Source organism: Microbacterium resistens NBRC 103078 (assembly GCF_001552355.1).
Classification (GTDB): domain Bacteria; phylum Actinomycetota; class Actinomycetes; order Actinomycetales; family Microbacteriaceae; genus Microbacterium; species Microbacterium resistens.
The window spans coordinates 1-23,036 of sequence record NZ_BCRA01000075.1; the positions used below are offsets into that span (position 1 = coordinate 1).

General features: G+C 70.8%; 25 protein-coding genes and 1 pseudogene. 14 read left to right on the forward strand and 12 right to left on the reverse strand.

Annotation, left to right across the window (positions count from 1 at the left end):
• From MR1_RS12890 to MR1_RS12910, 5 genes and pseudogenes are all read left to right on the forward strand, one after another.
• A pseudogene (locus MR1_RS12890) lies at positions 1–262 on the forward strand (L-aspartate oxidase); the annotation flags it as partial.
• The gene (gene nadC / locus MR1_RS12895; protein ID WP_067247432.1) at positions 262–1,113 is read left to right on the forward strand and encodes a carboxylating nicotinate-nucleotide diphosphorylase; all 852 of its coding nucleotides are present in this window, start codon (positions 262–264) and stop codon (positions 1,111–1,113) included. The pseudogene MR1_RS12890 and the gene nadC, both read left to right, overlap by 1 nt.
• Before the next feature lie 10 nt (positions 1,114–1,123).
• Positions 1,124–2,275: a cysteine desulfurase family protein gene (locus MR1_RS12900; protein ID WP_067247435.1), complete on the forward strand. Its 1,152-nt coding sequence runs from the start codon at positions 1,124–1,126 to the stop codon at positions 2,273–2,275.
• Between the two features lie 38 nt (positions 2,276–2,313).
• A complete protein-coding gene (locus MR1_RS12905) occupies positions 2,314–3,261 on the forward strand; it encodes a glycosyltransferase family 2 protein (protein WP_067247440.1) in 948 nt (315 codons plus the stop codon).
• Between the two features lie 29 nt (positions 3,262–3,290).
• Positions 3,291–4,064, forward strand: coding sequence for an SDR family NAD(P)-dependent oxidoreductase (locus MR1_RS12910; protein WP_067247444.1), 774 nt, complete (start codon positions 3,291–3,293; stop codon positions 4,062–4,064).
• A gap of 38 nt (positions 4,065–4,102) precedes the next feature.
• Here the strand turns inward: MR1_RS12910 and MR1_RS12915 are convergent, their stop codons facing one another.
• Positions 4,103–5,992: an ABC transporter ATP-binding protein gene (locus tag MR1_RS12915; protein ID WP_067247528.1), complete on the reverse strand. Its 1,890-nt coding sequence runs from the start codon at positions 5,990–5,992 to the stop codon at positions 4,103–4,105.
• Between the two features lie 175 nt (positions 5,993–6,167).
• On the opposite strand from MR1_RS12915, the gene MR1_RS12920 reads away from it, so the two are divergent.
• The gene (locus MR1_RS12920) at positions 6,168–7,655 is read left to right on the forward strand and encodes an MDR family MFS transporter (RefSeq protein WP_067247447.1); all 1,488 of its coding nucleotides are present in this window, start codon (positions 6,168–6,170) and stop codon (positions 7,653–7,655) included.
• Positions 7,656–7,742: 87 nt separating this feature from the next.
• Here the strand turns inward: MR1_RS12920 and MR1_RS12925 are convergent, their stop codons facing one another.
• A complete protein-coding gene (locus tag MR1_RS12925) occupies positions 7,743–7,910 on the reverse strand; it encodes a hypothetical protein (RefSeq protein ID WP_157518168.1) in 168 nt (55 codons plus the stop codon).
• 132 nt (positions 7,911–8,042) lie between these two features.
• Between MR1_RS12925 and MR1_RS12930 the strand changes: the two genes are divergently transcribed.
• The 3 genes from MR1_RS12930 to MR1_RS12940 all read left to right on the forward strand — a co-directional run bounded on the left by MR1_RS12930 (position 8,043) and on the right by MR1_RS12940 (position 9,618).
• Positions 8,043–8,618 carry a carboxymuconolactone decarboxylase family protein gene (locus tag MR1_RS12930; RefSeq protein ID WP_067247454.1) on the forward strand — a complete coding sequence of 192 codons (576 nt, stop codon included), beginning with the start codon at positions 8,043–8,045 and terminating at the stop codon, positions 8,616–8,618.
• Between the two features lie 58 nt (positions 8,619–8,676).
• Positions 8,677–9,240, forward strand: a complete 564-nt coding sequence (locus tag MR1_RS12935; protein ID WP_067247458.1) for a DUF6328 family protein — start codon at positions 8,677–8,679, stop codon at positions 9,238–9,240.
• Positions 9,241–9,318: 78 nt separating this feature from the next.
• Positions 9,319–9,618 carry a Fe-S cluster assembly protein HesB gene (locus MR1_RS12940; RefSeq protein WP_067247459.1) on the forward strand — a complete coding sequence of 100 codons (300 nt, stop codon included), beginning with the start codon at positions 9,319–9,321 and terminating at the stop codon, positions 9,616–9,618.
• 56 nt (positions 9,619–9,674) lie between these two features.
• Here the strand turns inward: MR1_RS12940 and MR1_RS12945 are convergent, their stop codons facing one another.
• The 6 genes from MR1_RS12945 to MR1_RS12970 form a co-directional block, all read right to left on the reverse strand.
• Positions 9,675–10,316 (reverse strand): DUF1345 domain-containing protein, encoded by a 642-nt coding sequence (locus tag MR1_RS12945; RefSeq protein ID WP_067247463.1) that lies wholly within the window; start codon positions 10,314–10,316, stop codon positions 9,675–9,677.
• Positions 10,317–10,351: 35 nt separating this feature from the next.
• Complete coding sequence (locus MR1_RS12950) at positions 10,352–11,182, reverse strand: Fpg/Nei family DNA glycosylase (protein WP_067247468.1); 831 nt, start codon at positions 11,180–11,182, stop codon at positions 10,352–10,354.
• Between the two features lie 102 nt (positions 11,183–11,284).
• On the reverse strand, positions 11,285–12,685 hold the full coding sequence (locus MR1_RS12955; RefSeq protein WP_084344635.1) for an MFS transporter: 1,401 nt from the start codon (positions 12,683–12,685) through the stop codon (positions 11,285–11,287).
• Positions 12,682–13,647 (reverse strand): nucleoside hydrolase, encoded by a 966-nt coding sequence (locus MR1_RS20155; RefSeq protein ID WP_169797691.1) that lies wholly within the window; start codon positions 13,645–13,647, stop codon positions 12,682–12,684. Before MR1_RS20155 ends, MR1_RS12955 begins: the two co-directional genes overlap by 4 nt.
• Positions 13,648–13,687: 40 nt before the next feature.
• Positions 13,688–14,389 (reverse strand): deoxyribose-phosphate aldolase, encoded by a 702-nt coding sequence (gene deoC, locus MR1_RS12965; RefSeq protein ID WP_067247471.1) that lies wholly within the window; start codon positions 14,387–14,389, stop codon positions 13,688–13,690.
• A 111-nt stretch (positions 14,390–14,500) separates the two neighbouring features.
• Positions 14,501–15,403 (reverse strand): ribokinase, encoded by a 903-nt coding sequence (locus MR1_RS12970; RefSeq protein WP_067247474.1) that lies wholly within the window; start codon positions 15,401–15,403, stop codon positions 14,501–14,503.
• Between the two features lie 147 nt (positions 15,404–15,550).
• Between MR1_RS12970 and MR1_RS12975 the strand changes: the two genes are divergently transcribed.
• Positions 15,551–16,312: a GntR family transcriptional regulator gene (locus MR1_RS12975; RefSeq protein ID WP_067247478.1), complete on the forward strand. Its 762-nt coding sequence runs from the start codon at positions 15,551–15,553 to the stop codon at positions 16,310–16,312.
• 31 nt (positions 16,313–16,343) lie between these two features.
• On the opposite strand, the gene MR1_RS12980 is transcribed toward MR1_RS12975, so the two are convergent.
• On the reverse strand, positions 16,344–16,919 hold the full coding sequence (locus MR1_RS12980) for an alpha/beta fold hydrolase (protein WP_067247481.1): 576 nt from the start codon (positions 16,917–16,919) through the stop codon (positions 16,344–16,346).
• A 158-nt stretch (positions 16,920–17,077) separates the two neighbouring features.
• On the opposite strand from MR1_RS12980, the gene MR1_RS12985 reads away from it, so the two are divergent.
• From MR1_RS12985 to MR1_RS12995, 3 genes are all read left to right on the forward strand, one after another.
• Positions 17,078–17,779, forward strand: a complete 702-nt coding sequence (locus MR1_RS12985; protein WP_169797692.1) for an HXXEE domain-containing protein — start codon at positions 17,078–17,080, stop codon at positions 17,777–17,779.
• Between the two features lie 73 nt (positions 17,780–17,852).
• Positions 17,853–18,536, forward strand: coding sequence for a class I SAM-dependent methyltransferase (locus MR1_RS12990; RefSeq protein ID WP_084344639.1), 684 nt, complete (start codon positions 17,853–17,855; stop codon positions 18,534–18,536).
• A 371-nt stretch (positions 18,537–18,907) separates the two neighbouring features.
• A complete protein-coding gene (locus MR1_RS12995) occupies positions 18,908–19,474 on the forward strand; it encodes a hypothetical protein (protein ID WP_067247492.1) in 567 nt (188 codons plus the stop codon).
• Between the two features lie 109 nt (positions 19,475–19,583).
• On the opposite strand, the gene MR1_RS13000 is transcribed toward MR1_RS12995, so the two are convergent.
• The 3 genes from MR1_RS13000 to MR1_RS13010 are packed head-to-tail and all read right to left on the reverse strand — an operon-like array spanning position 19,584 to position 22,256.
• Positions 19,584–20,387 carry a DUF2971 domain-containing protein gene (locus tag MR1_RS13000; protein ID WP_067247495.1) on the reverse strand — a complete coding sequence of 268 codons (804 nt, stop codon included), beginning with the start codon at positions 20,385–20,387 and terminating at the stop codon, positions 19,584–19,586.
• Between the two features lie 23 nt (positions 20,388–20,410).
• Positions 20,411–21,481, reverse strand: coding sequence for a redox-regulated ATPase YchF (gene ychF / locus MR1_RS13005; RefSeq protein WP_067247498.1), 1,071 nt, complete (start codon positions 21,479–21,481; stop codon positions 20,411–20,413).
• Positions 21,482–21,512: 31 nt separating this feature from the next.
• Positions 21,513–22,256 carry a class I SAM-dependent methyltransferase gene (locus MR1_RS13010; RefSeq protein WP_067247501.1) on the reverse strand — a complete coding sequence of 248 codons (744 nt, stop codon included), beginning with the start codon at positions 22,254–22,256 and terminating at the stop codon, positions 21,513–21,515.
• A 79-nt stretch (positions 22,257–22,335) separates the two neighbouring features.
• Here MR1_RS13010 and MR1_RS13015 point away from each other — a divergent pair, with 79 nt between their 5' ends.
• Positions 22,336–22,929 carry a 3'-5' exonuclease gene (locus MR1_RS13015; protein ID WP_067247539.1) on the forward strand — a complete coding sequence of 198 codons (594 nt, stop codon included), beginning with the start codon at positions 22,336–22,338 and terminating at the stop codon, positions 22,927–22,929.
• The last annotated feature ends 107 nt before the right edge of the window (positions 22,930–23,036 follow it).

A 23,036-nucleotide genomic window follows, 5' to 3' on the forward strand; every position in this document is an offset into this window, starting at 1 on the left:
CGCGCCCGCGTTCACCCGCGCCGCGCTGCAGGAGCTGATGTGGCGGCACGCCGGCCTCCTGCGCACCCGCGAGGGGCTCGCCGTCGCCGAGCGCACTCTCCGCGCGTGGAGCCGTGGCGCCCCGGACCCCGGCACGGTCCGAGAGCACGAGGACGCCAACCTCCTCCTCGTCGCCCTCGCCATGGTGACCGCGGCCCGCTCGCGCCCCGACTCCGTCGGAGCGCATCACCTCGAACCCGAACCCGCCCTGATCGGAGTCTGATGCTCACCCCCGCCCTCCTGAACCGCGTCGTCGGCGCCGCCCTGGAGGAGGACGCCCCGTGGGGCGACCTCACCAGCGCCGCCCTGATCCCGGAGTCCTCGACCGCCACCGCCGACCTCGTCGCCCGGGAGGCCGGGATCCTGAGCGGCGGCGAAGTCTTCGCCGCGGCGTTCACGCTGACCGATCCCGCCGTGGTCGTCGACCTGCACGTCGCCGACGGCGACGCGTTCGGGCCCGGCGACGTGCTCGCGTCCGTCACCGGTCCGGCGCGCGCGATCCTCACCGCGGAGCGCGTGGGGCTCAACTTCGTCCAGCGGATGAGCGGCATCGCCACGCTCACCTCCCAGTACGTACGCGCTGTGGAGGGCACGGCGGCGCGCATCGCCGACACGCGCAAGACGACCCCGGGCCTGCGTGCCTTCGAACGGCACGCCGTCTCCTCGGGCGGAGGACACAACCACCGCTTCTCCCTCTCCGACGTCGTCATGGCCAAGGACAACCACCTCGCCGTGCTGCGCCGTGGTGGCGCCGACCTGGCGGCGGCCCTGCGGGACGCGGCGTCCCGACTCCCGCACACGACCCATGTCGTGGTGGAGGTCGACCGCCTCGACCAGATCCCCGACGTCCTGGCCGGCGGCGCGCACACGGTCCTCCTCGACAACTTCACGCTCGACGATCTCCGCGCGGCGGTGGCGCTGATCGACGGCCGGGCGACGACCGAGGCCTCCGGCGGGGTGACGCGGGAGACGGTGCGGGCGATCGCCGAGACCGGGGTCGATGTCGTCTCGGTCGGGGCGCTCACCCATTCCGCACGCGCACTGGATCTGGGTCTGGACGTGCGGATCGACTGACGAGGACGCCATGCTCTACCTCGACCACGCCGCCACCTCGCCGGTCCGCGCGGAGGTGCGCGCCGCCATGGCCCCCTTCCTCGGCGACACGTTCGGCAACCCGTCCAGCCATCACACCGTCGGCGAGGCGGCCGCCGCCGCCCTCGACGACGCCCGTGCGCGCGTCGCCGCGGTGCTCGGCATGCGCCCGGGAGACGTCGTCTTCACGTCCGGAGGAACAGAGGCGAACAACCTCGCCGTCAAGGGCATCGTCCTCGCGGCGCTCGCACGGGGCCGAAAGCACCTCGTCACCACGCCGATCGAGCACGAATCGATCCTCGCCTCGGCGGATCACCTGGCGCGGTTCCACGACGTGGAGACCACGATGCTGCCGGTGAGCGGGACCGGAATGGTCACGCCCGCGGATCTCGCGGCGGCGCTGCGGCCCGACACGGCGTTGGTCTCCCTCGGGCATGCGAACAACGAGGTCGGCACCGTGCAGGACGTGCCCGGTCTGGCCGCCGTCGCATCGGGCGCGGGCGTGCCCCTGCACGTCGACGCCGTCCAGTCCGCCGGCTGGCTGGCGCTGCGCGGCCTCGGCGCCGACGCCGTCTCGATCGCCGGGCACAAGCTCGGCGCGCCGAAGGGCACGGGGGCCGTGGCCGTGCGGGGCCGGATCCAGATCGAGCCGGTCCTTCACGGCGGCGGGCAGGAGCGCGGGCGTCGTTCCGGCACGGAGAACGTCGCCGGGGCCGTGGCGCTGGCCACCGCTCTGGAGCTGGCCGAGGCCGAGCGGGAGCAGGCCTGCCGTCGGGTGGGCGCGCAGAGCCGGCGCTTCATCGACGCGGTCCTCGCCGCGGTGCGCTCCGCGCGCCTCACCGGAGACCCGGTCCACCGCCTTCCGGGGACGGTGAGCTTCACGTTCGCGGGGACCAGCGGCGAGGCCGTGCTGCTGGAGCTCGAACGCCGCGGCGTGGTGTCCTCCAGCGGCTCCGCCTGCGCGGCGGGAAGCGACGAGCCCTCCCCCGTGCTCCTCGCCCTCGGCATCGACCCGGCCGTCGCGCAGACCGCCGTCCGGTTCACCTTCGGACGCGCGGGACTCGGGCCGGGCGCGCCGGAGGATGCACCGGAACGGCTCGCGGGTCTCGTCGCCGAGGCGGTCGACCGCGTGACCGCCCTCTGACCCCGTCCTGCGCGCGCGTCCGGCCCTAGGATGAGTGCGTGCCCGACGCCCCGCTCGTGACCGTCATCGTGCCCGGCCGCGACATCGCCGCCTACGCCCCGGCGGCCCTCGCGTCGCTGCGCGCCCAGAGCGAAGGGCGCTGGCGGGCGGTCCTCGTCGACGACGGATCGCAGGACGCGACCGGCGACGTCTTCCGCTCCGCCGCGGCGGAGGACCCGCGCTTCCGGCTCGTCTCGCACGCCGAGCCGCGCGGGCTGGGAGCCGCCCGCAACAGCGGGCTGGCCCTGGTGGACACCCCCTACCTCGGCTTCCTCGACGGAGACGACGAGTTCGCGCCGCATGCCCTCGCCCGGCTCGTCGGGACGCTGGACGAGACGGGGAGCGACTTCGTCACCGGCGCCTACGTCCGCTCGCGGATGGACGACACCGGGCACTACCGACCGGGTCGCGTGCAGCCGTGGGTCGCGTCGTCGACGGACCCGGGACGCCGCGGCACGACGATCCACGAGCACCCCGACGCGTCGGCCAACATCGTCGCCTGGTCGAAGGTCAGCCGCACGGAGTTCTGGAGCGACCTGCGCTTCCCCGAGGGCGTCGCCTACGAGGACCAGATCGTCGCCCAGGTCATGTACACGCGGGCCTCGGCGTTCGACGTGATCCCCGACACCGTCGTGCACTGGCGCGTCCGCGCGGACGGATCGTCCCTCACCCAGTCGAAGCATCGCGTGGACGTGCTCCGCGACTACCTGACGGCGCTGCGCGGCGGCGTCGAGGTGCTGCGCGACGCCGGGGCCGGCGACGCCGTCCGAGCCCGGCTGGGCCTGATCCTCGCCATGGACGTCCCCCCGCTGGAGCGGATCGCGTCCACGCACCCGGACCCGCTGTACGGCGCCGTGCTCTCCGCGTTCCTGGAGGGTCTGCGCGCGCTCCCGGAGTACGAGGGCGCCGCACCGGACCCGTCCCTCGCCGAGGCCCTCTCCTGGTGAGGGGGCCGGCCGTTGACGAAGGAGAGACCGTGACCGATTACCTGTCCACCCTGTTCTCGCTCGACGGACGCACCGCGATCGTCACCGGCGGATCCTCCGGGATCGGCCGCGGGATCGCGACGGCGCTCGCCGGTGCCGGCGCGCGCGTGGTCGTGCTCGCCCGGGGCGGGGATCGCGTGGCGGACACGGTGCGGGAGCTCACCGCCGCCGGAGGCGTCGCCGCCGGGGTGGTCGGGGACCTGAGCAGCCGGGAGAGGATCCGCGACGCCGCCGAGAACGCGGCGGAGCCCTTCGGGGAGCCGGACATCCTCGTCCACTCCGCCGGGATCAACATCCGCCCGCCGTACGCGGAGATCAGCGTGGCGGACTGGGACGCGACCATGACCGTCAACGCCCTCGCGCCGTTCCTCCTCGGGCAGCGCTTCGGCACCGGCATGGCCGCACGCGGCTACGGGCGGATCATCCACATCAGCTCCCAGCAGGCACACCGCGCGTTCGTCGAGAGCGGCGTCTACGGCGTCTCCAAAGGGGCCGTGCAGTCCCTCATGCGATCGGAGGCCGAGGCCTGGAGCGCGCGCGGCGTCACGAGCAACGCCCTCGTGCCCGGCTTCGTCCTGACGCCGCTGAACGCGCGCCTCCAGGAGGATCCGGTCCAGGTCCAGGCGCTCGCGGCGCGGACGATGGTCGGCCGCAACGGCCTCCCCGAGGACTTCGCCGCGGCCGCGGTCTTCCTCGCCGGGCCTGGTTCGGCCTATGTCACGGGCCAGTCCCTGTTCATCGACGGCGGGCTGTCCGTGCACTGAGTCGGTGCGCAGACGTCGCGCGCGCCGTGCGCCCGGGGTCAGGCCCGCGTGTCGCCGTCGACCCGTGCCGCCGCCACCTGCTGGGCGGCCAGATCGGCGTACAGACCGCCCGCCGCCAGCAGTTCGGCGTGCGTGCCCGACTCCACGATCCGCCCCGCCTCGATCACGTGGATCTCATCCGCGCCCATGACCGTCGACAGGCGGTGCGCGATCGTCAGCGTGGTGCGCCCCTTGGCCGCCTCGTCCAAGGCCTCCTGCACGACGCGCTCGGAGACCGTGTCGAGCGCGGAGGTCGCCTCGTCCAGCAGCAGCACGGGCGGGTCCTTGAGGAGCACCCGGGCGATCGCGATGCGCTGCTTCTCCCCACCCGACAATCGGTAGCCGCGCTCCCCCACGACCGTGTCGTAGCCCTTCTCGAACCCCGCGATGATGTGGTGGATGTTGGCGGCGGTGCAGGCGGCGACCAGTTCGTCGTCCGTGGCGTCCGGTTTCGCGTAGCGGAGGTTCTCCCGGATCGAGGCATGGAACAGATAGGTGTCCTGCGACACGATCCCGATCTCGTCGATGATGGACTCCTGCGACAGCTCGCGGACATCGGCGCCCGCGAACATCACCGCGCCGCTGTCGGCCTCGTAGAGCCGCGGTGCCAGGTACAGGACGGTGGTCTTCCCCGCCCCGGACGGACCGACGAAGGCGACGTGCCGTCCGGGTTCGACCGTGAAGGAGACGCGGTCGAGAGTGGGAGGCGCGTCGGGGCCCGCGTCCGGGTATCGGAACACCACGTCCCGGAACTCGATCCGACCGCGCGGACCGGGCGCCGAGGCGACCGGCAGCGCGTTCGGCGCGTCCGTGATCCGGGGCACGAGATCGAGGTACTCGAAGATGCGGGCGAACAGCGCCGAGGACGTCTGCACGTCCAGCGCGACCCGCATGAGGCCGATCAGCGGCATGAGCAGGCGCGCCTGGACCGTCGTGAACGCCACGATCGTCCCGGCGGTGATCGCTCCCGTGCCCCCCGCGACGAGATACCCCGCGACGAGGTAGATGATCGCCGGGACGGAGGACATCAGCACCTGGACCACCGCGAAGAAACCCTGGCCGCTCATCGCCCGCCGCACCTGCAGGCGCACCTGGTTGCGGTTCTCGTCCTGATAGCGCGCCGATTCCGTGCGCTGGCGGTTGAACGACTTCGACAGCAGGATCCCGGACACGCTCAGCGTCTCCTGCGTGATGCTCGTCAGCTCGGACAGGGACTCCTGGGTCTCTCCCGCGATCCGCGCGCGCACCTGGCCGACGCGGCGCTGCACCACCACCAGGACCGGCATGATCACGACGGCGATGAGCGTCAGTCGGACATCGATCAGCAGCATCGCCACCAGGGACGCCACGACCGTCACCGTGTTGCCGAGGATGCTCGTGACGGTGTTCGTGAGGACGCCCGACACCCCGCCGACGTCGTTCTGCAGACGTGATTGGATGACGCCGGTCTTCGTGCGGGTGAAGAAGCCGAGCTCCATGGCCTGCAGGTGTTCGAACAGCCGCACGCGCAGATCGCCCGTGACGCTGTTGCCGACCGTCGCCGTCAGCCAGGTCTGCACCACGTTGAACGCCGCGGACAGCAGGAACAGGCCGATCATGGACAGGACCAGCACGAGCAGCAGCTCCAGGCGGGGCGGCCCGCCGTCCAGCGGGAACAGCGCCTCGTCGAAGATGCGCTGGACGAGCAGCGGCGGGACGACGGCCAGGGCGGCGCCCACCACGACGAGCACGCCCGTGAGCAGCAGCCGTCCGCGGTAGGGACGGAAGAGGCCGGCCACGCGGCGTCCGAGCCCCGGGACCACCGGCGCCTGTGCGTTGAGGCGGCGCTGGCTGGCCTCGTCCACGCCGCGGAAGCCTCCGCGAGGACCCATTGCGCCCATGCCGCCCATGCTCATGAGGATCAGCGTATCCGCGGTCGCGGACACGGCGGCGCGGCCGCCGAGAGCGGATCGGGAACCGATTTCCCCGGAACGGGAATGGAATGTCCGACATGACGGTTACGCTGTGTACTTCCGCCGCGCGATCGCGCCGCTTCCCCTGACACACTTCTTCCGGAGGAGACGCATGTCCGCAACCCAAACCGGTTCCCTACCGACCTCCTCCACCCCGTCGCTGATCCCCCGTCGGGACATGGCGGTCATCTGGGTGCTGCTCGCCGCCGCCTTCGTCGCGATCCTGAACGAGACGACGATGAACATGGCGATCCCGCACCTCATCGACGACCTTCAGATCACGCCGCTGGCCGCCCAGTGGGTGACCAGCGCGTTCATGCTGACCATGGCGGTCGTCATCCCGACCACGGGGTTCCTCCTTCGCCGGTTCACGACCCGGCAGATGTTCCTCGGCGCGCTGACGCTGTTCTCCGCCGGGACGCTCCTCGCCGCGCTCGCCGTCGGCTTCCCGATGCTGCTCGGCGCCCGCATCGTGCAGGCGTCGGGGACGGCGATCATGATGCCCCTGCTGATGACGACGATGATGAACCTCGTCCCGCCGTCCTCGCGCGGCCGGATGATGGGACGCGTCAGCATCGTGATGTCGCTGGCCCCCGCGATCGGCCCGACGATGAGCGGGTTCCTGCTGGACCACTTCAGCTGGCGGTCGATCTTCGTCGTCGTGCTGCCCATCGCGCTCGTCGCGATGGCGATCGGCTGGCGCTGGCTGACGAACGTCGGCGAGCGGACGGATGCGCCGATCGACGTGCTGTCCATCGTCCTGTCGGCGTTCGGGTTCGGCGGCCTGGTCTTCGGTCTGAGCCAGATCGGCGCTCTCGCGGGCGGCGGCGGTTCCTCGCTCCCGATGGTCCTGTCGCTGGTCGTGGGCGTCATCGGCCTGGCCCTGTTCCTGTGGCGCCAGATCGTCCTGCAGCGCAAGGACGACGCCCTGCTCGACCTCCGGGTCTTCGCGTCCCGTGACTTCACCCTGTCGATGGTGCAGATGTTCCTGCTGTCCCTGGCGTTCTTCGGCACGATCACGGTGATCCCGCTGTTCCTGCAGAAGGCGCTGTCGCTGGACACGACCCAGGCGGGCCTCGTGGTGCTTCCCGGCGCGCTGGCGATGGGCCTTCTCGGTCCGGTCATCGGCCGGATCTACGACGCCCGCGGCACCAAGGTGCTGCTGATCCCCGGGTCGATCCTCGCGACCGCGACGCTGTGGTACTTCACCACGCTCACGCCGTCGACGAGCGTGTGGCTCGTCCTCATCGCCCAGACCCTGCTGTCCGTGGGGCTCGCGCTGTCGTTCACCCCGCTGTTCACCGCCGCGCTGGCCTCGCTCACGCCGAAGTTCTACTCCTACGGCAGCGCGGTCATCGGCACGGTGCAGCAGGTGGCGGGAGCCGCCGGCATCGCGGTCATGATCGCCGTGTTCACGCTGGTCGTGAACGCGCACGGCGGCACGGAGAACCCCGCCGCCGTGGCCGCGGGATCCCAGCTGGCGTTCATCATCGGCGCCGTCATCGCGACCGTCACGATCGTCGGCGCGTTCATCATCCGCAAGCCCGCGGACACGGTCGCCGAGGGCACCCACGCCGAGGATGCGCCGATCGCGCACTGACGCCCCACGACGAGACCCCGCACCCACCGGGTGCGGGGTCTCGTCGTCCGTGCGCGGGTTCAGTCCGACGCCGTGCGTCGCGCGGGTTCAGTCCGACGCCGCACCGGGCAGCCGGCAGAACCCGCCCGCGCAGAGACCGGCGTCGGTCGCGTCCGCGACGGGGAGCAGCGTGAGCAGGCTCGGCGCGGAGGTCTCCCCCGGCGGCGTCTGCGCCTCGACGGGGGTGTGCGGCACGCGGTCGGCTGCGGTGGTCATCCCTCGATGGTACGCCTGCGCGCACACGGTGGCGCCGTTCACGATCGCTATACCGCTCCGCATCCGCCCGGCGTACTGTTCGACCGAGCGGACTCGTCGCGATGACGCCCGCGCGGACGCAAGGGGGCATCCATGATCATCAGCACTCCACCGACGGAGACGGCAACGGGGCATGTCGCGGAGATGTACGCCGACGACGTGGAGAACGACGGCCTCGTCTTCCATCACACGCGTGTGATGGCCGTCAACCCGGAAGCGCACGCGGCCTTCGAGAACCTGATCCGCGCGATCGTCCCGAGCATCGGTGTGCGGACGTACGAGGCCGCCACGCTCGGGGCCGCTCGGGCGATCGGCTCTGCGCATTGTCTCCTCGCCCATGGGCGCAAGGCTCTGCGCGCGGAGGTCCTCTCCGAGGACGGACTCGCCGGCTTCGCCCGTGGCGAGGACACCGCCTTCTCCCCCGCGGAGCAGGCGGTGGTGCGCTACGCGGCGCGGCTCTCGCGCGACGCCTCGGCGATGACCGACCAGGACGCCGCCGAGCTCCGCGCCGTCGGGTACGACGACCGCCAGATCGTCGACATCACCCTCGCTGCGGCGGCACGCAACTACTTCAGCCGCGCGCTGCTCGCGCTGGCCGTGCCGGTCGACGACGTTCCCGGGCTCGATCCGGCGATCGCTCGTGCCCTCGTCTCGGCCGCCGCGGAGTGAGTCGGCGCACACGCGCAACCCCTGGACAGGAGGGCGTGCGGCTCAAGAGACTGAGGCGATGGATCCGCAGCCCCTTCCCGATGAGAGTCCCGGAGACTACTGGCACGACGGCCGGGACGAGACGCGCACGGAGCGCGCCGACCGCAACTGGATCGAGCTCCTTCAGGAGTTCCGGGTCCTGCAGACCGGCACCCAGATCCTGACGGGCTTCCTTCTGGCCGTGGTCTTCCAGCCCCGGTTCCAGGAGCTCGACGCGCTCCAGCTCACGACGTACATCGTGCTCGTGGGCCTGGCCGCGGCAGCGACCATGGTGGCCCTGACCCCGGTCGGGATCCACCGCGCGCTCTTCGGACGCCGCCGCAAGCCCGACCTCGTGCGCATCGCCGCCCGCGCCATGACGGCCGCGCTCGTGATCCTGGCGCTGCTCACCGTCGGCGTGACCGCGCTCATCGTCGACGTCGCGCTGGGCCGCACGGCGGGGATCGTCGCGCTGGTGGTCGCCTCGCTCGTCGTCGTCGTCCTCTGGGCGGTGCTTCCCTTCGGCGTCCGGCACCGCTACCGGGATGCCGCGCGGGAGAGCCCGCAGGTGGGAAGACCCTCCGAATCCCCCGCCTCGGATTGAGACCCCGCGTCGGATGGGGAATCGTGGCACGGACATGCCGCGACCGCGGCATGTCCGCAACCGGAAGGAGAGCCCATCGTGCTCACCCTGACCGACAACGCCTCCGCCATCGTCGCCACCCTGGTCAACCGCCAGAGCGACGCCGATGACGCCGGCCTGCGCATCCACACCGCCGAGACGACCGGCCCTGCGGGCGAGTCCCGTCTCGCCGTCGTGGTCGTCCCCACCCCGGAGCCCCAGGACCAGGTCATCCAGGTGCCCGGCGCCCGCGTCTACCTCGAGGAGGGGGCCGCCATCGCCCTCGACGACAAGGTGCTGGACGCGGGGGTCGACGACGAGGGGGCGGTGTCCTTCGCCGTTCTCCCTCAGACCGCCTGACGACTGTCTCGCCGAGACCCCGCGTTCCTGTCGGACGCGGGGTCTCGTGCGTCCGGTCAGCCGAGGCCCGTGATCAGGTTGATGATCGTCCCGAGGATGAGCGCGCCGAACAGATACGCCAGCATCGTCTGGGCGATGACGAGGCGCCGGATCGGATTGGTGGTCACGTTCGTGTCGGCGACCTGATAGGTCATGCCGAGGCCCACGGAGAAGTACGCGAAGTCGGTGTACTCGGGATCCGCATCCTGGTTGAACACGATCCCGCCCGCGGGCTCGGCGTAGTACATCCGTGCGTACCGGAGCATGTAGTCCACCTGGATGAGAGACCACGAGGCGGCCACGCTGAGCACGCAGATGCCCGCCAGCGCGAACGCCGTCCACCCGTCGGCGTGGCGGGCCTGGACGACCACGACGAGCACCGCCGCGATGCTCGCCAGGCTGCCGACGAGCGCGATCACCCGCGCCAGACGCCGGCCGGGGTCCTCGATCGTGGCGTGGGCGCGGGTCTGCGTCGCATCCATGCGCCACACCACGAGCACCACCCAGACCACTTCCACGAGGGCGAGGGCGGTCCAACCGGCGAGGAGTCCTGCCGCCACGCCCAACGCAAGGCCGGCTGCGGTGCCCGCGATGATCCCGGCCAGGAGACCCATCACCGCTCGCAGCCGCAACTGCCTGCGGGGACCCAGCGCGTTCATGTCCGCAGAATATCCCGCCCGACCGGGCCGGCCCGTCAGGGCGACGCCTGGCAGGTCGGGCAGAGCTGCGCCGACGCTCCGGAGAACACGTGGTCGACGATGGTGTCACCGCACACCGGACACTCCTGTCCGCCGCGTCCGTGGACGGCCATCGCGGCGACCTTCGCAGGCTTCAGCTGCGTCGGCGCGAGTCCGCGGCGCTGCTCGACCGCGTCACGGAGGACAGTGGTCGTCGCTCGGAACAGGCGGTCCCGCTCCTCCGCCCCGAGCGCGACCGCATGGACGGTCGGGGCGATGCGCGCTCGGTGCAGGATCTCGTCCGAGTAGGCGTTGCCGATGCCGGCGAGCGACCGCTGCTCCTGCAGCAGCGCCTTCACCTGTTTGCGGCGCGTGCCGAGCGCCCGGTCGAGATCGTCCGCGGTGAACTCCGCGGCGAGAGGGTCCGGGCCGAGCGTCGCGATCGCCGGAACCTCCTCGAGCGCGTCGACGACCCAGATCCCGACGGCGAGGAAATCGCCGGTCTCGACCAGGTCGACGCGGGCACCGTCGTCGAGGACGAACGTCGCCACCACGGGGACCGCCGGAGCGGACGGGTCGTCACCGGCGTCCGCGGCTCCCGGCGGATGCCACCGCACCCATCCGTTGCGGCCGAAGCTCACGACCAGCCAGCGGGCGCCGAGCAGGATGCCGAGATGCTTGCCGCGGCGCGTCACGGAGGCGACCGGCGCGCCCTGCACCTCCGCGGGCGGGCGCTGCCGCATCTTCACGATCCGCGGCTCGATGACGTCGACCGCCGTGAACGCGCGACCCGTCATCCGCTCGCCGAGGAACTCGGCGAGCGCCTGTACCTCCGGCGACTCGGGCATGCCGACATCCTGCCACCCGCCCCCGACATCGGTGCGGCCCCGCGACGAGCATCACAGGGCGCCCGGTCGCGGATGCGTCCGGGCGCCCGGGAACGCGACCGCTCAGACGCGCTCGCCCTCTCGCTCACGGGCAGGGAGCGCGAAGGAGACCAGCAGTGCCAGCCCCGCCAGCACGGCGGCCACGATGAACGCCTGCCGGTATCCGTCCGGCCCCGGGCTCGCGGAGACGGTCGCGGCCAGCATGCCGATCCCGACCGACGCGCCGAAGTTGAACATGGTCGACGTCAACCCCGGGAGGATCCCCGGGTGCGCCTTCGGCGCGTAGATGATGCCCAGTCCGTTCAGCGTCGTCGCCGCGCACGCCGAGTACGTCGCCCCCATGAAGAACACGAGGATCGCGAGCGTCCACGGATTCTGGTGGCCGAGGACCATGCCGGTGGCGAGGAGCAGGCTCCCGCCGAGCCCGCACCGCAGCAGGAGCCGATAGCCGATCCTCGGCGCGAAGGTGCCGACCAGCGGCGCGGTGGCCCAGCCCAGGAGGGAGTACGGGACGAGGAACATCAGTGCGGACACGGTGCCGTTCAGGCCGAACCCGGCGGTCGCATCCTGACTGAGGGTCGGCACGAGGAAGATCAGCAGGGCGAAGCTCGACGCGAGCGTGAAGAACGTGGTCAGCAGCGTGCCCCAGACGGCACGGTCCGCGAAGTCGCGCACCGGAAGCAGCGGCTGGGCCGCCCGATCCTCGATGAAGCGGAACGCGACCAGGGCGATCGCCGCGACCCCGAACCACGCCCACGTCGCGACGGCGCCCCAGCCACCGGGCGAGAATGCGCTGGAGAGTGCGAAGTTGATCCCCAGCAGCGCCAGGGTGAGCGCACCGATGCCGCCCCAGTCCATCCGCGTCTTCCCGGCGGGACGCACCTCCGGCGCCCACGCGGCGATGAGCGCGACCGCCAGGATCTCGAGGACCAGAGTGAGCCCGAAGATCCCCCGGAACCCGATCGCGTCCGCGATGACGCCGCCGAGCAGGGTGTCCACGCCGCCCACGCCGGCGTTGACCGCGGTGACGATGCCGAGATAGCGTCCGAACCTCCGCGCATCCAGCATCTCCCGCAGGAGCAGGAAGGCGAGGGAGAACGTCGCACCGCAGGCTCCCTGGAGCGCGCGTCCGACCATCAGCATCGGCACGTCCACCGCGAGCATCGCGATCAGGCTGCCGAGGGACATCACCGACAGCGAGACGAGCAGTGCCCTGCGCCGGCCGATCCCGTCGCTCAGGGGCGGCCAGAACAGTCCGGCGAGCGCCGCCACGAAGGTGAACACCGAGGCCGAGATCCCGATCGTGGGCGCATCGGTGCCCAGTTCGGTGGTCATCGAGGTGACCGCCGGCGCCAGCATGGTCGCGTTCATCTGGAAGCTCGCCACCGCCACCAGGAGCGCGGCGAGGACCAGGGGCGGACGGACCGCGCCGCCGCGCATGGTCCGCAGCTCGGCCACGGTCACGCGGTGCCGCCGAAGGGACGATCCGGCGTCGTCGGGGTCGACAGGATCCGGACGATGTAGGCGAAGAACGCCTCGGCGTCCACCGCCTCGACGACCGTCGCGTTCGGCGTCAGACCGTGTACGCCCCACGACATCGCGGAGTATCCGCGGGTGAGCTCCGACCCGGTCTCCACCGCGACGTGGTACTCCGCCTGGCGCGTGATCAGCTCCGGATGAAGGAGCACGCTGGCCGAGAGCGAGTCCGGATGCGTGGTCCCCGGGATCCCGACGGCCTCGTCGAACGCCAGGGTCGCCGCGCACACGCGCTCGAAGAACTGGGCCAGCGGCGTCCCGATCCGGGCGATCTCCGCCAAGCGCTCGCGGCCGAAGACCGCGTCGTTCAAGGTCAGCGGCGCCCACGGGACGACGGTGATCCGGAACCCCGCCTCGAACACGGTCCGGGCGGCCTCCGGGTCCACGTAGAAGTTGAACTCCGCGGCCGCCGTGATGTTGCCTCGGCCGTTGTTCGAGCCGCCCATGATCGTGAGCGAGCGCACGTTCGACGCGAACGAGGGATCCTTCACCTGCGCCATCGCGATGTTCGTGAGCGGTCCGATCGCCACGATGTCGATCTCTCCGGGGCTCTCCGCGGTGAGCCGGATGAGCGCGTCGACGGCGTGCTCGGCCTCCGGAGCGCATCCGGTCGTGTCCATCGTGAGCCCGCCCGCGCCATCGCCGTGGACGTCCTCGGCCGAGACCCACTCGCGCACCATGGGACGGGTGCAGCCGAGATGGATCGGCACGTCGCCGAGGCGCCCCGCGGCGTTGAGGGTCAGATAGGCGTTCTGCACCTGACGCTCGAAGCCGACGTTGCCGGCGACCATGGTGATGGCCTCCAGCGTCGCTCCGGGGTCTAGCAGACCGACGAGCAGGGCGATGCAGTCGTCCTGTGCGGTGTCGGTGTCGATGATCATGCGGGTCATGGGCAGGTGTTCCTCTCTGAACGAAGCGACCGGCGGACGGTCAGTAGCTTGTGGTGTCGCGGTCGGCGGTGTTGGTGACGATCTCGATCCCTGCGCTGGTCCCGACGCAGGCGGCGCCGGCCTCCAGGAGCTCGATCGTCTGCGCGAACCCGGTGATGGCCCCGGACGCCTTGACGCGCACGCCCTCCGGCGCCCTCTGCACGAGGTACCGGACGTTCTCGGGGCTCGCCGTCTCGATCTGACCGCTGCTGGCGTTCTTGAGGTAGGCGGCTCCCGCCTCGATGCTGAGCGCCACGGCGGCCTCCTTCTCCGCATCGGTGAGCAGCGGCAGCTCGAGCATGACCTTGACCGGAACGCCCGAGGCACGGACGACGCCCGCGATGTCGTCGCGGAACCGATCGAACTCGCCCGACTTCAGCCAGCCGATCTGCACCCCGATGTCGAGCTGCTGGGCGCCGAGACGCGCGAGCTCGGCGGCCTCCGCCGCCTTGCCTGCGCTGCTCATCACTCCCACGGTCGGAAAGTCGAGCGCCGACGCGACCGGGACGCCCGTGCCGCGAAGGACGTCGGCGACCGTGCGGACCCAGGACCCGGGCACCATCGCGGCGCCGAACCCGAAGCGGGCGGCTTCCTCGGCGTGCGCCACGATCTCGTCACGGGTGATCCCGACGCCGATCTTCGTGTGCTGGATGAAGGGCGCGAGCTCGGCGGGAGCGAGGGCGCGGTAGTCGGTCGTGGTCATGTGTCTTCCCATCCGGGCGACGGTCGTCGCCCTCCGTCGGAGGTGTGACCTCGACGTGTCGAGGCCGGAGGTGGATCGTGGGCCGGCGTCTGCCTGTCAGGACGACACCGGTCAGAAGGCGGGCAGCTCGTCCCGTCGAGGAAGCGCCGGGATCACGTCGGGACGTGCCACCGTGTGCGCGCCGGCGTGGGCGGCGAACGCCGCCGCCGCGGCGAGCGACCCGGTCGCGAGTCGGCCGACGGTCAGCGCGGCGGTGAAGGCGTCGCCCGCGCCCGTCGTGTCCACGACCCGGTCGGGCGCGACGGCGGCGACGGGGCGGATCCCGCTCGCATCCGCGACGACGCTGCCCTCGCCGCCGAGAGTCAGGACGACGTCGGCTCCCAGCCGCGCCCGCAGCTGGGATGCGAGCTCGTGCGACGGGGCCGCCTCGTCTCCGATGCCCAGCAGGGCCCGGGCTTCCGTCAGGTTCGGAGTCACGATGTCCGCGGCGGCCCAGAGGTCGGCGGGCACGTCCTTGGCGGGCGCCGGGTTGAACACGGTCAGCACGCCTTCCTCCCGGGCGATACGCAGCGCCGCACCCGCGAAGGCGGCCGGCACCTCGAGCGACACGATGAGGGCGTCGGAGCCGGCGATCGTCGCGCGCTGGGCCTCGGCGTCCTCGGGTGTGAGCGTCTCCAGCGCGCCGGGGGCGATGATGATCCGGTTCTCCCCCGTGGCATCGACCACGATGAATCCGGTCATGGTCGAGGCATCCGGCACGACCCGCACGCCGGTCGCGTCGATCCCCTCCTGCGCCCACAGGCGCTGAGCGTCCGCCCCGGCGGCATCGTCGCCGACGGCGGTGAGGAGTGCCACGCCCGCGCCGAGGCGGCGGGCGGCGACCGCCTGGTTCGATCCCTTCCCGCCGTGTCCCCGCGACAGCACCCCGTCACTCAGGGACTCGCCCGCCTCCGGTGCACGATGCACACGCATGACGAGGCCGACTCCGTAGCCGCCTGCGACCGTGACCTTCATTGGTCTCGCCTTCACTGGGTTCTTGTCTATGAACATATAAGAACATAGAGACGCTCGCCCCGCCTGTCAATCCCCGACGCGGCGACGGGATATGGTGCTGATGACCCCCGCCGACATGTCGGCGCACCACACACCGGAGAGACCTCGATGCACACGCCCTCCGCCCCCGAGAACGCCGCCCCGCAGCGGGATCTGCCGATCGCGCTGCACCGGCAGATCTCTGATCGGATGCGCAGCCGCATCACCGCGGGCGAGTGGCCGGCCAACTACCGGCTCAAGCCGGAGCCGGAGCTGGCGGACGAACTGGGCGTGAGCCGCGGCACGCTGCGCCGGGCGCTCTCGACGCTCATCGACGAGGGCCTTCTGCGCCAGGTGCGAGGACGCGGCACCTTCGTGACCGCGCCGACGATCGAGCCGGCCATCGCCCAGCGGCTGAGCACCCTCAGCGAGGACCTGAACGGTCTGGGGATCGCGACGCGGACGTCGGTGCGGGAGTGCGCACCGACAGCTGCGCCGCAACAGGTCGCCGCCCTGCTCGACCTGCCCAGGGAGAGCCTGCCCCTCCGCCTCGTCCGGGTGCGCTCGACCGACGCGGGACCGGTCGCCCTGATCGTCAACTACGTCCGCACGGATCTCGCCCCGGGCATCGAGACGGTCGATTTCACGACGCAGTCGCTGTTCGGCACGCTGGAAGGCCGCTACGGCCTCAAGATCGGCTCGGCGCGTCGGACCTTCTCCGCCGAGGCCGCGGACGACACCGTCAGCGCGGCTCTGGACATCCCGAAGGACCGGCCTGTGCAGTACCTGCAGCAGGTGACCTATCTCGCCGACGGCCGTCCTGTCGAGTACTCGGACGTCTGGGTCGACAGCAACCGGCTCAGGATCACCTCGCTGCTCTCGCGCCGGTGAGGCGGGCGAGCCGCCTCACCGGCGGGACGGATCAGTCCCAGGCGAGGTAGTCCTCGATCGCGAACGCCGTGTCGACCGGGTCGGTGACGGGGAAGAGGTGCCCGCCGCCGTCGATCGTCACGATGCTCGCCCGATCCGGCGCCGTCGCCTGGAGGCGCTCGCCATTCGCGGGCGGGGTGACGTCGTCGGCCGAGCCCTGGATGATGAGGACCGGGATCGCCGGGGCCAGGGGCACCTCGACGTCCTCGACGCCGAGGAGCAGGAGGCCGAGAGCCCGCTCGGGATGCGCCAGCACGAGGGAGCGCGCCACGGTGCCGCCCGTGCCGTGGCCGCCGATCCAGCCGCCCGCGAATCCCACGTGGTCCATCACGGCGATCGCGTCCTCGACGCGCTGCTCGATCGAGAGCTCCTCCCCCTCCGGGGTCGAGCGGGTGCCGATCCGCAGCACGCGGATGCCCTCCCCTTCGAGGATGTGCGCGATCGAGCCGAGCGCTCCGCCCTCTGCGCCGCGCCCCGGGATGAGGACGAGCGACGGCCCGTCGCCCACGCCCTCGTCGAAGTACGGGATCGCGCGGCCGTCCGGCTCGAAGATGCTGCTCTCGCTCACTGTTCGTGTGTCCTCTCGAAGGGTGCCGATGTCGGGCGGACCGCCGCTGCGCAGCGGATCACGCCGGCTCCGACATCGTACCGACCCCCGCTATGCCGCCGTCGGGAGGTCACGCGCCCCTCTGTCCGGATCGGGAGCCACGCGCCTATCATGTGGGCGTGTTCGGATGGTTCGACTACGCGTGGCCGTGGATCGGCCTGTGCTTCGCCGCCGTGCTCCTCGTCCTGCTCTTCGCCACCGATCTACTCCGCGCCGACGCGGCGCGCTCTCGGTGGCAGGACACGCGCTGGCTGTCGTTCCTCGCCGTCGCGACCTACATGGTGCACAACGTCGAGGAGTACGGGATCTCCGCCACCGGCGTCGTGCACGCCTTCCCCGACTCCCTGTGCACGGTCCTCGGTCAGCAGCCGTACCCGGACTGCGCCCTGCCCACCGGCTTCTATCTGCTCGTGAACCTTCCGCTCGTCTGGGTCGCCGCGCCGCTGGCGGCCATGCTCGCCGGATCGCGGCTGATCGCCCTCACCCTGTGGGGCGTCATCGCGGTCAACGCCGTCGTGCACATCGTTCCCGCGATCGCCTCGCGCGAGTACGATCCCGGGCTCCTCACGGCGACACTGCTCTTCCTGCCGTTGAGCATCTGGACGATGGCGACGACGACCGGCCGCGGCGGACCGTTCCGCCGGACGGCGATCCTCCCGCTGCTGCTGTCGGGGGTGCTCATGCACGGCGTCCTCGCCGGCAGCGCCGTGCTGTTCCTGCGCGGCGCGCTCCCTGCCCCGCTGCTGCTCGCGCTGCAGCCGATCGGGATCGCCCTCGGCTACGCGCTGGTGCTCCTCTGGCAACGTCGGGTGGGTCGGTGAACACGTCGGAGACGCTGTCCGCTTCACCCGCGGACGCAGGCTCCCCCGAAGACGGCGTGCGACACTGGCCCGCATGCAGGTGAGGAATGCGCTGCGTACCGGGGTCGGAGCCCGGGCCGCCGACGCCATGCGCACCCTGAACGCCCGACACCCGTGGAGTCACAACGACGCCTTCCATCCATGGATCGAAAGCCGCCTCCCCCCGGGACGGGACGAGGCGCTGGACGTCGGCTGCGGCCGAGGCGAGCTCCTCGCGCTGCTGGCCGGGCGGTTCACCGCGGCACACGGCATCGACGTCGACCCCGCCATGCGCCGGGCGAGCGCTGAGCGCTGCGCGGGTCTTCCGAACGTCACCGTGGACGAGACCCCTTTGGAACGCGTGCCCGCAGGCAAGGACGTGGTCACGATGATCGCCGTGCTGCATCACCTCGACCTCGTCCCGGCGCTCCGGCAGGTCTCTCGGATCCTGAAGCCCGGCGGGCGTTTCCTCTGCGTCGGGCTGGCCCGGCCCGATTCCGTCGTCGACCAGGCCTGGGACGTGGCCTCGATGCTCACGAACCCGGTCATCGGGTTCGTGAAGCACCCCTGGGTGGCGCAGCAGCCCGCCTCGGCGATTCCGCCGTTCCCCGTCAGGGACCCGGAGTACACCATCGCCCAGATCCGCACCGCCCTGCGGCAGACGATGCCGGGAGCGATGCTCCGTCGGCAGCTCGGTTTCCGTCACACCGTCGAGTGGACGAAGCCGGACGCCTCCTGAATCGCCCGCGTCCGCTGGTCCGATAGAGCGGGACGACGGGGAGTCACACGAGCGTGCCGTCGGACTCGCACAGGACGGGCGGGCCGGCTGCGCTCAGCAGGGACGGGCGCCGAAGGTCACTCGATGAGCGAACTCCAACGGTACCTCGGGTCTGCCCGTCTGGAGCGGAATCGGAGGGGCATCCGCCATCCTGGCCATGCTGGTCGCCGGACCGCTCACTGCGCGCGCGGCACGACGCGCCGATGCGGTGCGACGCGGATCACCCGAGTCCTGAGAGGACCCCGGCGCGTCAGACGTTGAAGCGGAACTCCACCACGCCGCCGTCCTGACATTAACTATGCGGTCCGGGGCTCCATGTCACACTCAGAAGCATGACACTCCCCCTGTGGTTGCAGATCGTGGCACTGGTTATACCGGCGGCTGTTGCCATCTTCTCCGCGCTCTGGGCCTCAAAATCAGCCCGTCGCGCTCAACGCGCCGAACACGAATCGGCCAGACTTCGAGCGCTAGAAGACCGAGTCGCCCAGAAGAAGTACGAGCTCTACCAGCCGTTTCTACAGACTTTGGGCGACATGCTTACCCCCTCGCGCAATGCTGCGGCGATCAAGAAGCTTGAGGACGTGATCGCTGACTTCCAAACCTTCGTCACAGTTTGGGGGTCAGATGAGGTCGTTGAGGCCTTCTACAGGTATCGCATTGCAGCGAACTCGTCGCCCCCAACGTTGGTCATCATGCGACTCATGGCGGATTTCCTGGTTGCAGTTCGGCGAGATGTCGCCTGGCCTGAAACACACATTCTCAACCTTCACGCAATCGGCATGCGGATAAACGACCTCGCGGAACACCCGGAAATGGTCGAGGCGCTCGCCATGCCCCTGAATGAGCTCTTTGAGCGCGAGAAATGGGAAGCACCCTTTGACCTGCCCAGCGCACGGTAGCAGCGTGTCGCCTCTGCCAAATGCCTGACTGTGGCGTAACTCCACGACGTACTGTTCGTGCCGATAGATGTTCGACGCTGTCCGGCGGGGCAAGACCTGGGTCCGCCACCTACCAGGGGCGGAAAGGGATACCCGGCATCCCAACGCCAACGTGGTGGCCCATCTGGTTGATGTACTTCAGGAGTGCCGAGCTCGCAAGTTCACCGTTCGGCCCCGGACCGACCCCGAACCCCACGATGACGCCGGAGTCTGCTTGCGGTAACGGGAACTCAAGATATGGCACTAGAAAACTCGCACCAGAGCGCCACTTGATCGCCGTCGGGTCAACGTCGGGCGGCGAGATCAAGCGCCACTCTTGCTCGGCATCGAATGCATCGTGCTTCAGAGTAGGAGCCACCTCGAACAGCACATCCTGGAACCCACGGAATGCAGACTCGGCGTCAGCATATATGCCGTCGTCTAGCTTTCGAAAGGTGGCTTCAACCACGGCTGCGACCGCGCCGCTGCCCTCGTACTGGACCGGAACGAGGCGCCAGCCCAGAGCGTTTGCGTGGTCCCGGAGCTTCTCAGCGTCAAATAGAACCGTGTATCCGTCGCCGGCGCTTGTGTATCCCCGCCACTGACTGAGATCTTCTGTCTTCGTCGTCAGAGATGTCACGAAGACGTCCGGGAGACTCCCCCGCTCAAGGTGCGTGCTTTCGTGAGTGATGAGTTCGGCGAGCTTCGGATACCGCGGGGCCCAGTCTTCACGGAGCGAGTTGATTCTCTCGATGATCTCGCGAGCGAGGGTGAACGCGTACTCAAACTCCGAGGCATCATTGAGGAAGGCGACGTGGCTAGCCCACAGCGACTTTCCTTCGACGATGCCACGGACGCCAGTACCGCTGGTGTAGTGCGCAAGGACTGAGAACACTGCGGCTCCCCTCTACCTGATGCCTAACTGTGGCGGAACTCCACGACGTCGCCGTCCTGCATGACGTAGTCCTTGCCCTCCAGGCGCGCTTTGCCCTTCGCGCGGGCCTCCACGACCGAGCCGGTCTCCACCAGGTCGTCGAAGGAGATGACCTCCGCCTTGATGAAGCCCTTCTCGAAGTCCGTGTGGATGACGCCGGCCGCCTGCGGGGCCTTCCAGCCCTTGCCGATGGTCCAGGCGCGCGCCTCTTTGGGCCCGGCGGTGAGGTACGTCTGCAGCCCGAGGGTGTCGAAGCCGATGCGCGCGAGCTGGTCGAGCCCGGACTCCTCCTGGCCCGTGGAGGCGAGCAGTTCCGCCGCGTCCTCCGGGTCGAGGTCGATGAGCTCGGACTCGATCTTCGCGTCGAGGAAGATCGCCTTGGCCGGGGCGACCAGCGCCTCCAGCTCCGCCTTGCGGGCGGTGTCGGTGAGCACGGCCTCATCGACGTTGAAGACGAAGATGACGGGCTTGGACGTGAGCAGGCCCAGCTCCTTGATCGGGGCCAGATCGATGCCCGACACGGACAGGAGCTGCCCGCGCTCCAGCGCGTCCTGAGCCGCCTTGGCGGTCTCGAGGACGACGGGGTCGGTCTTGCGCCCGCGGACCTCCTTCTCCAGGCGGACGATCGCCTTCTCGAGAGTCTGGAGATCGGCGAGCATGAGCTCGGCGTTGATCGTCTCCAGGTCGCCCTTCGGGTTGATCTCGCCGTCCACGTGGACGACGTCGTCGTCGGCGAAGCCGCGCACGACCTGCGCGATCGCATCGGCCTCGCGGATGTTCGCCAGGAACTGGTTGCCGAGCCCTTCCCCCTCGCTCGCCCCGCGCACGATCCCGGCGATGTCGACGAACGACACCGTGGCCGGCAGGATCCGCTCGCTCCCGAAGATCCCGGCGAGCACGTCCAGCCGCGCGTCCGGGAGGTTCACGACGCCGACGTTCGGCTCGATCGTCGCGAACGGGTAGTTCGCGGCGAGCACGTCGTTCTTGGTGAGGGCGTTGAAGAGGGTGGACTTGCCGACGTTGGGCAGTCCGACGATTCCGATGGTGAGAGCCACGGGGTACGAGTCTACCGGCGCGGGGCCCGCCTCAGGATCCGCGGATCGCGCGATAGGCGACCGTGACGTACGGCATGTCGAGGGTCTCGCCGTCCGCCAGCCCGAGCTCGTCGAAGAGGGCGTCCATCTCCCGCTGGATCCGGTCCTTCTCGTCCGTGGAGGCGGTGATCACATAGCTGCGCGAGCGCGCCATGGCGTGAAGCTCGGCACGCGTCATCGCGCGGGTCCACTCCCATCGCCGCTCCTCCACCGGACCGAAGGGATCGGCGACGACCACGCTGTTCTCGGCGATCATCCGCTCGGCGGCGCTGCCGTGCATGATCGCCGTGAGCCGCCGGATCCACGCGACCCGCTCGTCGCGCACGTTCCAGATGAGGCCCAGCACGCCGCCGGGCCGCACCACGCGCCCGACCTCGCGGGACGCCGCCACCGGCTCCACCCAGTGCCAGGCCTGCCCCATGACGGCGGCATCGGCGACCGCGTCCGACAGAGGAAGGGCCTCCGCGGTCCCCCGCACCGTGGGCACGGCGGGCGTGCGCGCCTCGAGCGCGGCGAGCATCTGCGGATCCGGGTCGACGGCGGTCATGGTCACGCCGCCGAGGCCGAGCACGCCGCGGGTGAGCTTGCCCGTCCCCGCACCGATGTCCACGACCGCACGCGGGCCGTCCCCCAGCGGCTCGAGAAGCCAGGCCACGGCCGCCGCGGGGTAGTCGGGGCGCCCGGTCTCGTAGTTCCCGCTCTCCGCCCCGAAACTCGTCGCGCGCTCCGATCCCATGGCGTCAGCCTACGCGCCGATCCGCGGTCGCCCGGCGCGCCTGAACGTCGGGCGACGTCTCCGGACGGAGGCTGGGGACGTGCCCCTGGACTTCACCGCGATCGACTTCGAGACGGCGAACTCCTCCCCCGCATCCGCCTGTTCGGTCGGGCTCGTCCGCGTCCGCGACGGCGAGGTGGTGGCCACGGCGGGCTGGCTGATCCGCCCGCCCGCGGGCCACGACCACTTCCAGGAGTGGAACGTGCGGATCCACGGGATCCAGGCGCATCAGGTCGCCGATGCCCCCGCATGGAGCGATCAGCTCGACCGCCTGTGCGGCTTCGCGGGCGCGGACGTCCTCGTGGCGCACAACGCGGGCTTCGACCTGAACGTGCTCCGGCGCGCCTGCGAGGCCACCGGCGACGCCGTGCCGCCGTATCGTTCGCTGTGCAGTCTGAACGTGGCTCGCCGCGTCTACGACCTCGACTCCTACCGCCTCCCCCGAGCCGCGGCGGCCGCCGGGTTCGGCGAGTTCCCGCACCACGACGCGCTCGCTGATGCACGGGCCTGCGCGCAGATCGTCATCGACGCCGCCCGTCGCAACGGCTCCCGCACGATCGAGGAGCTCGCCGACGCGGTGGGCGTCCGGATTGCTCCGGCGCCCGTGCCGGAGCCCGCGCGCGCCGTCGCCTGAGTCCTTCGAGTCCCGATGCCGGTTCTGGGGCGCATCTCAGGGTGATCGACCCCCGAAGGGGACCCCGACGCCGGGGACGGCGCCCCGAAACGGATCCGAACCCGCCG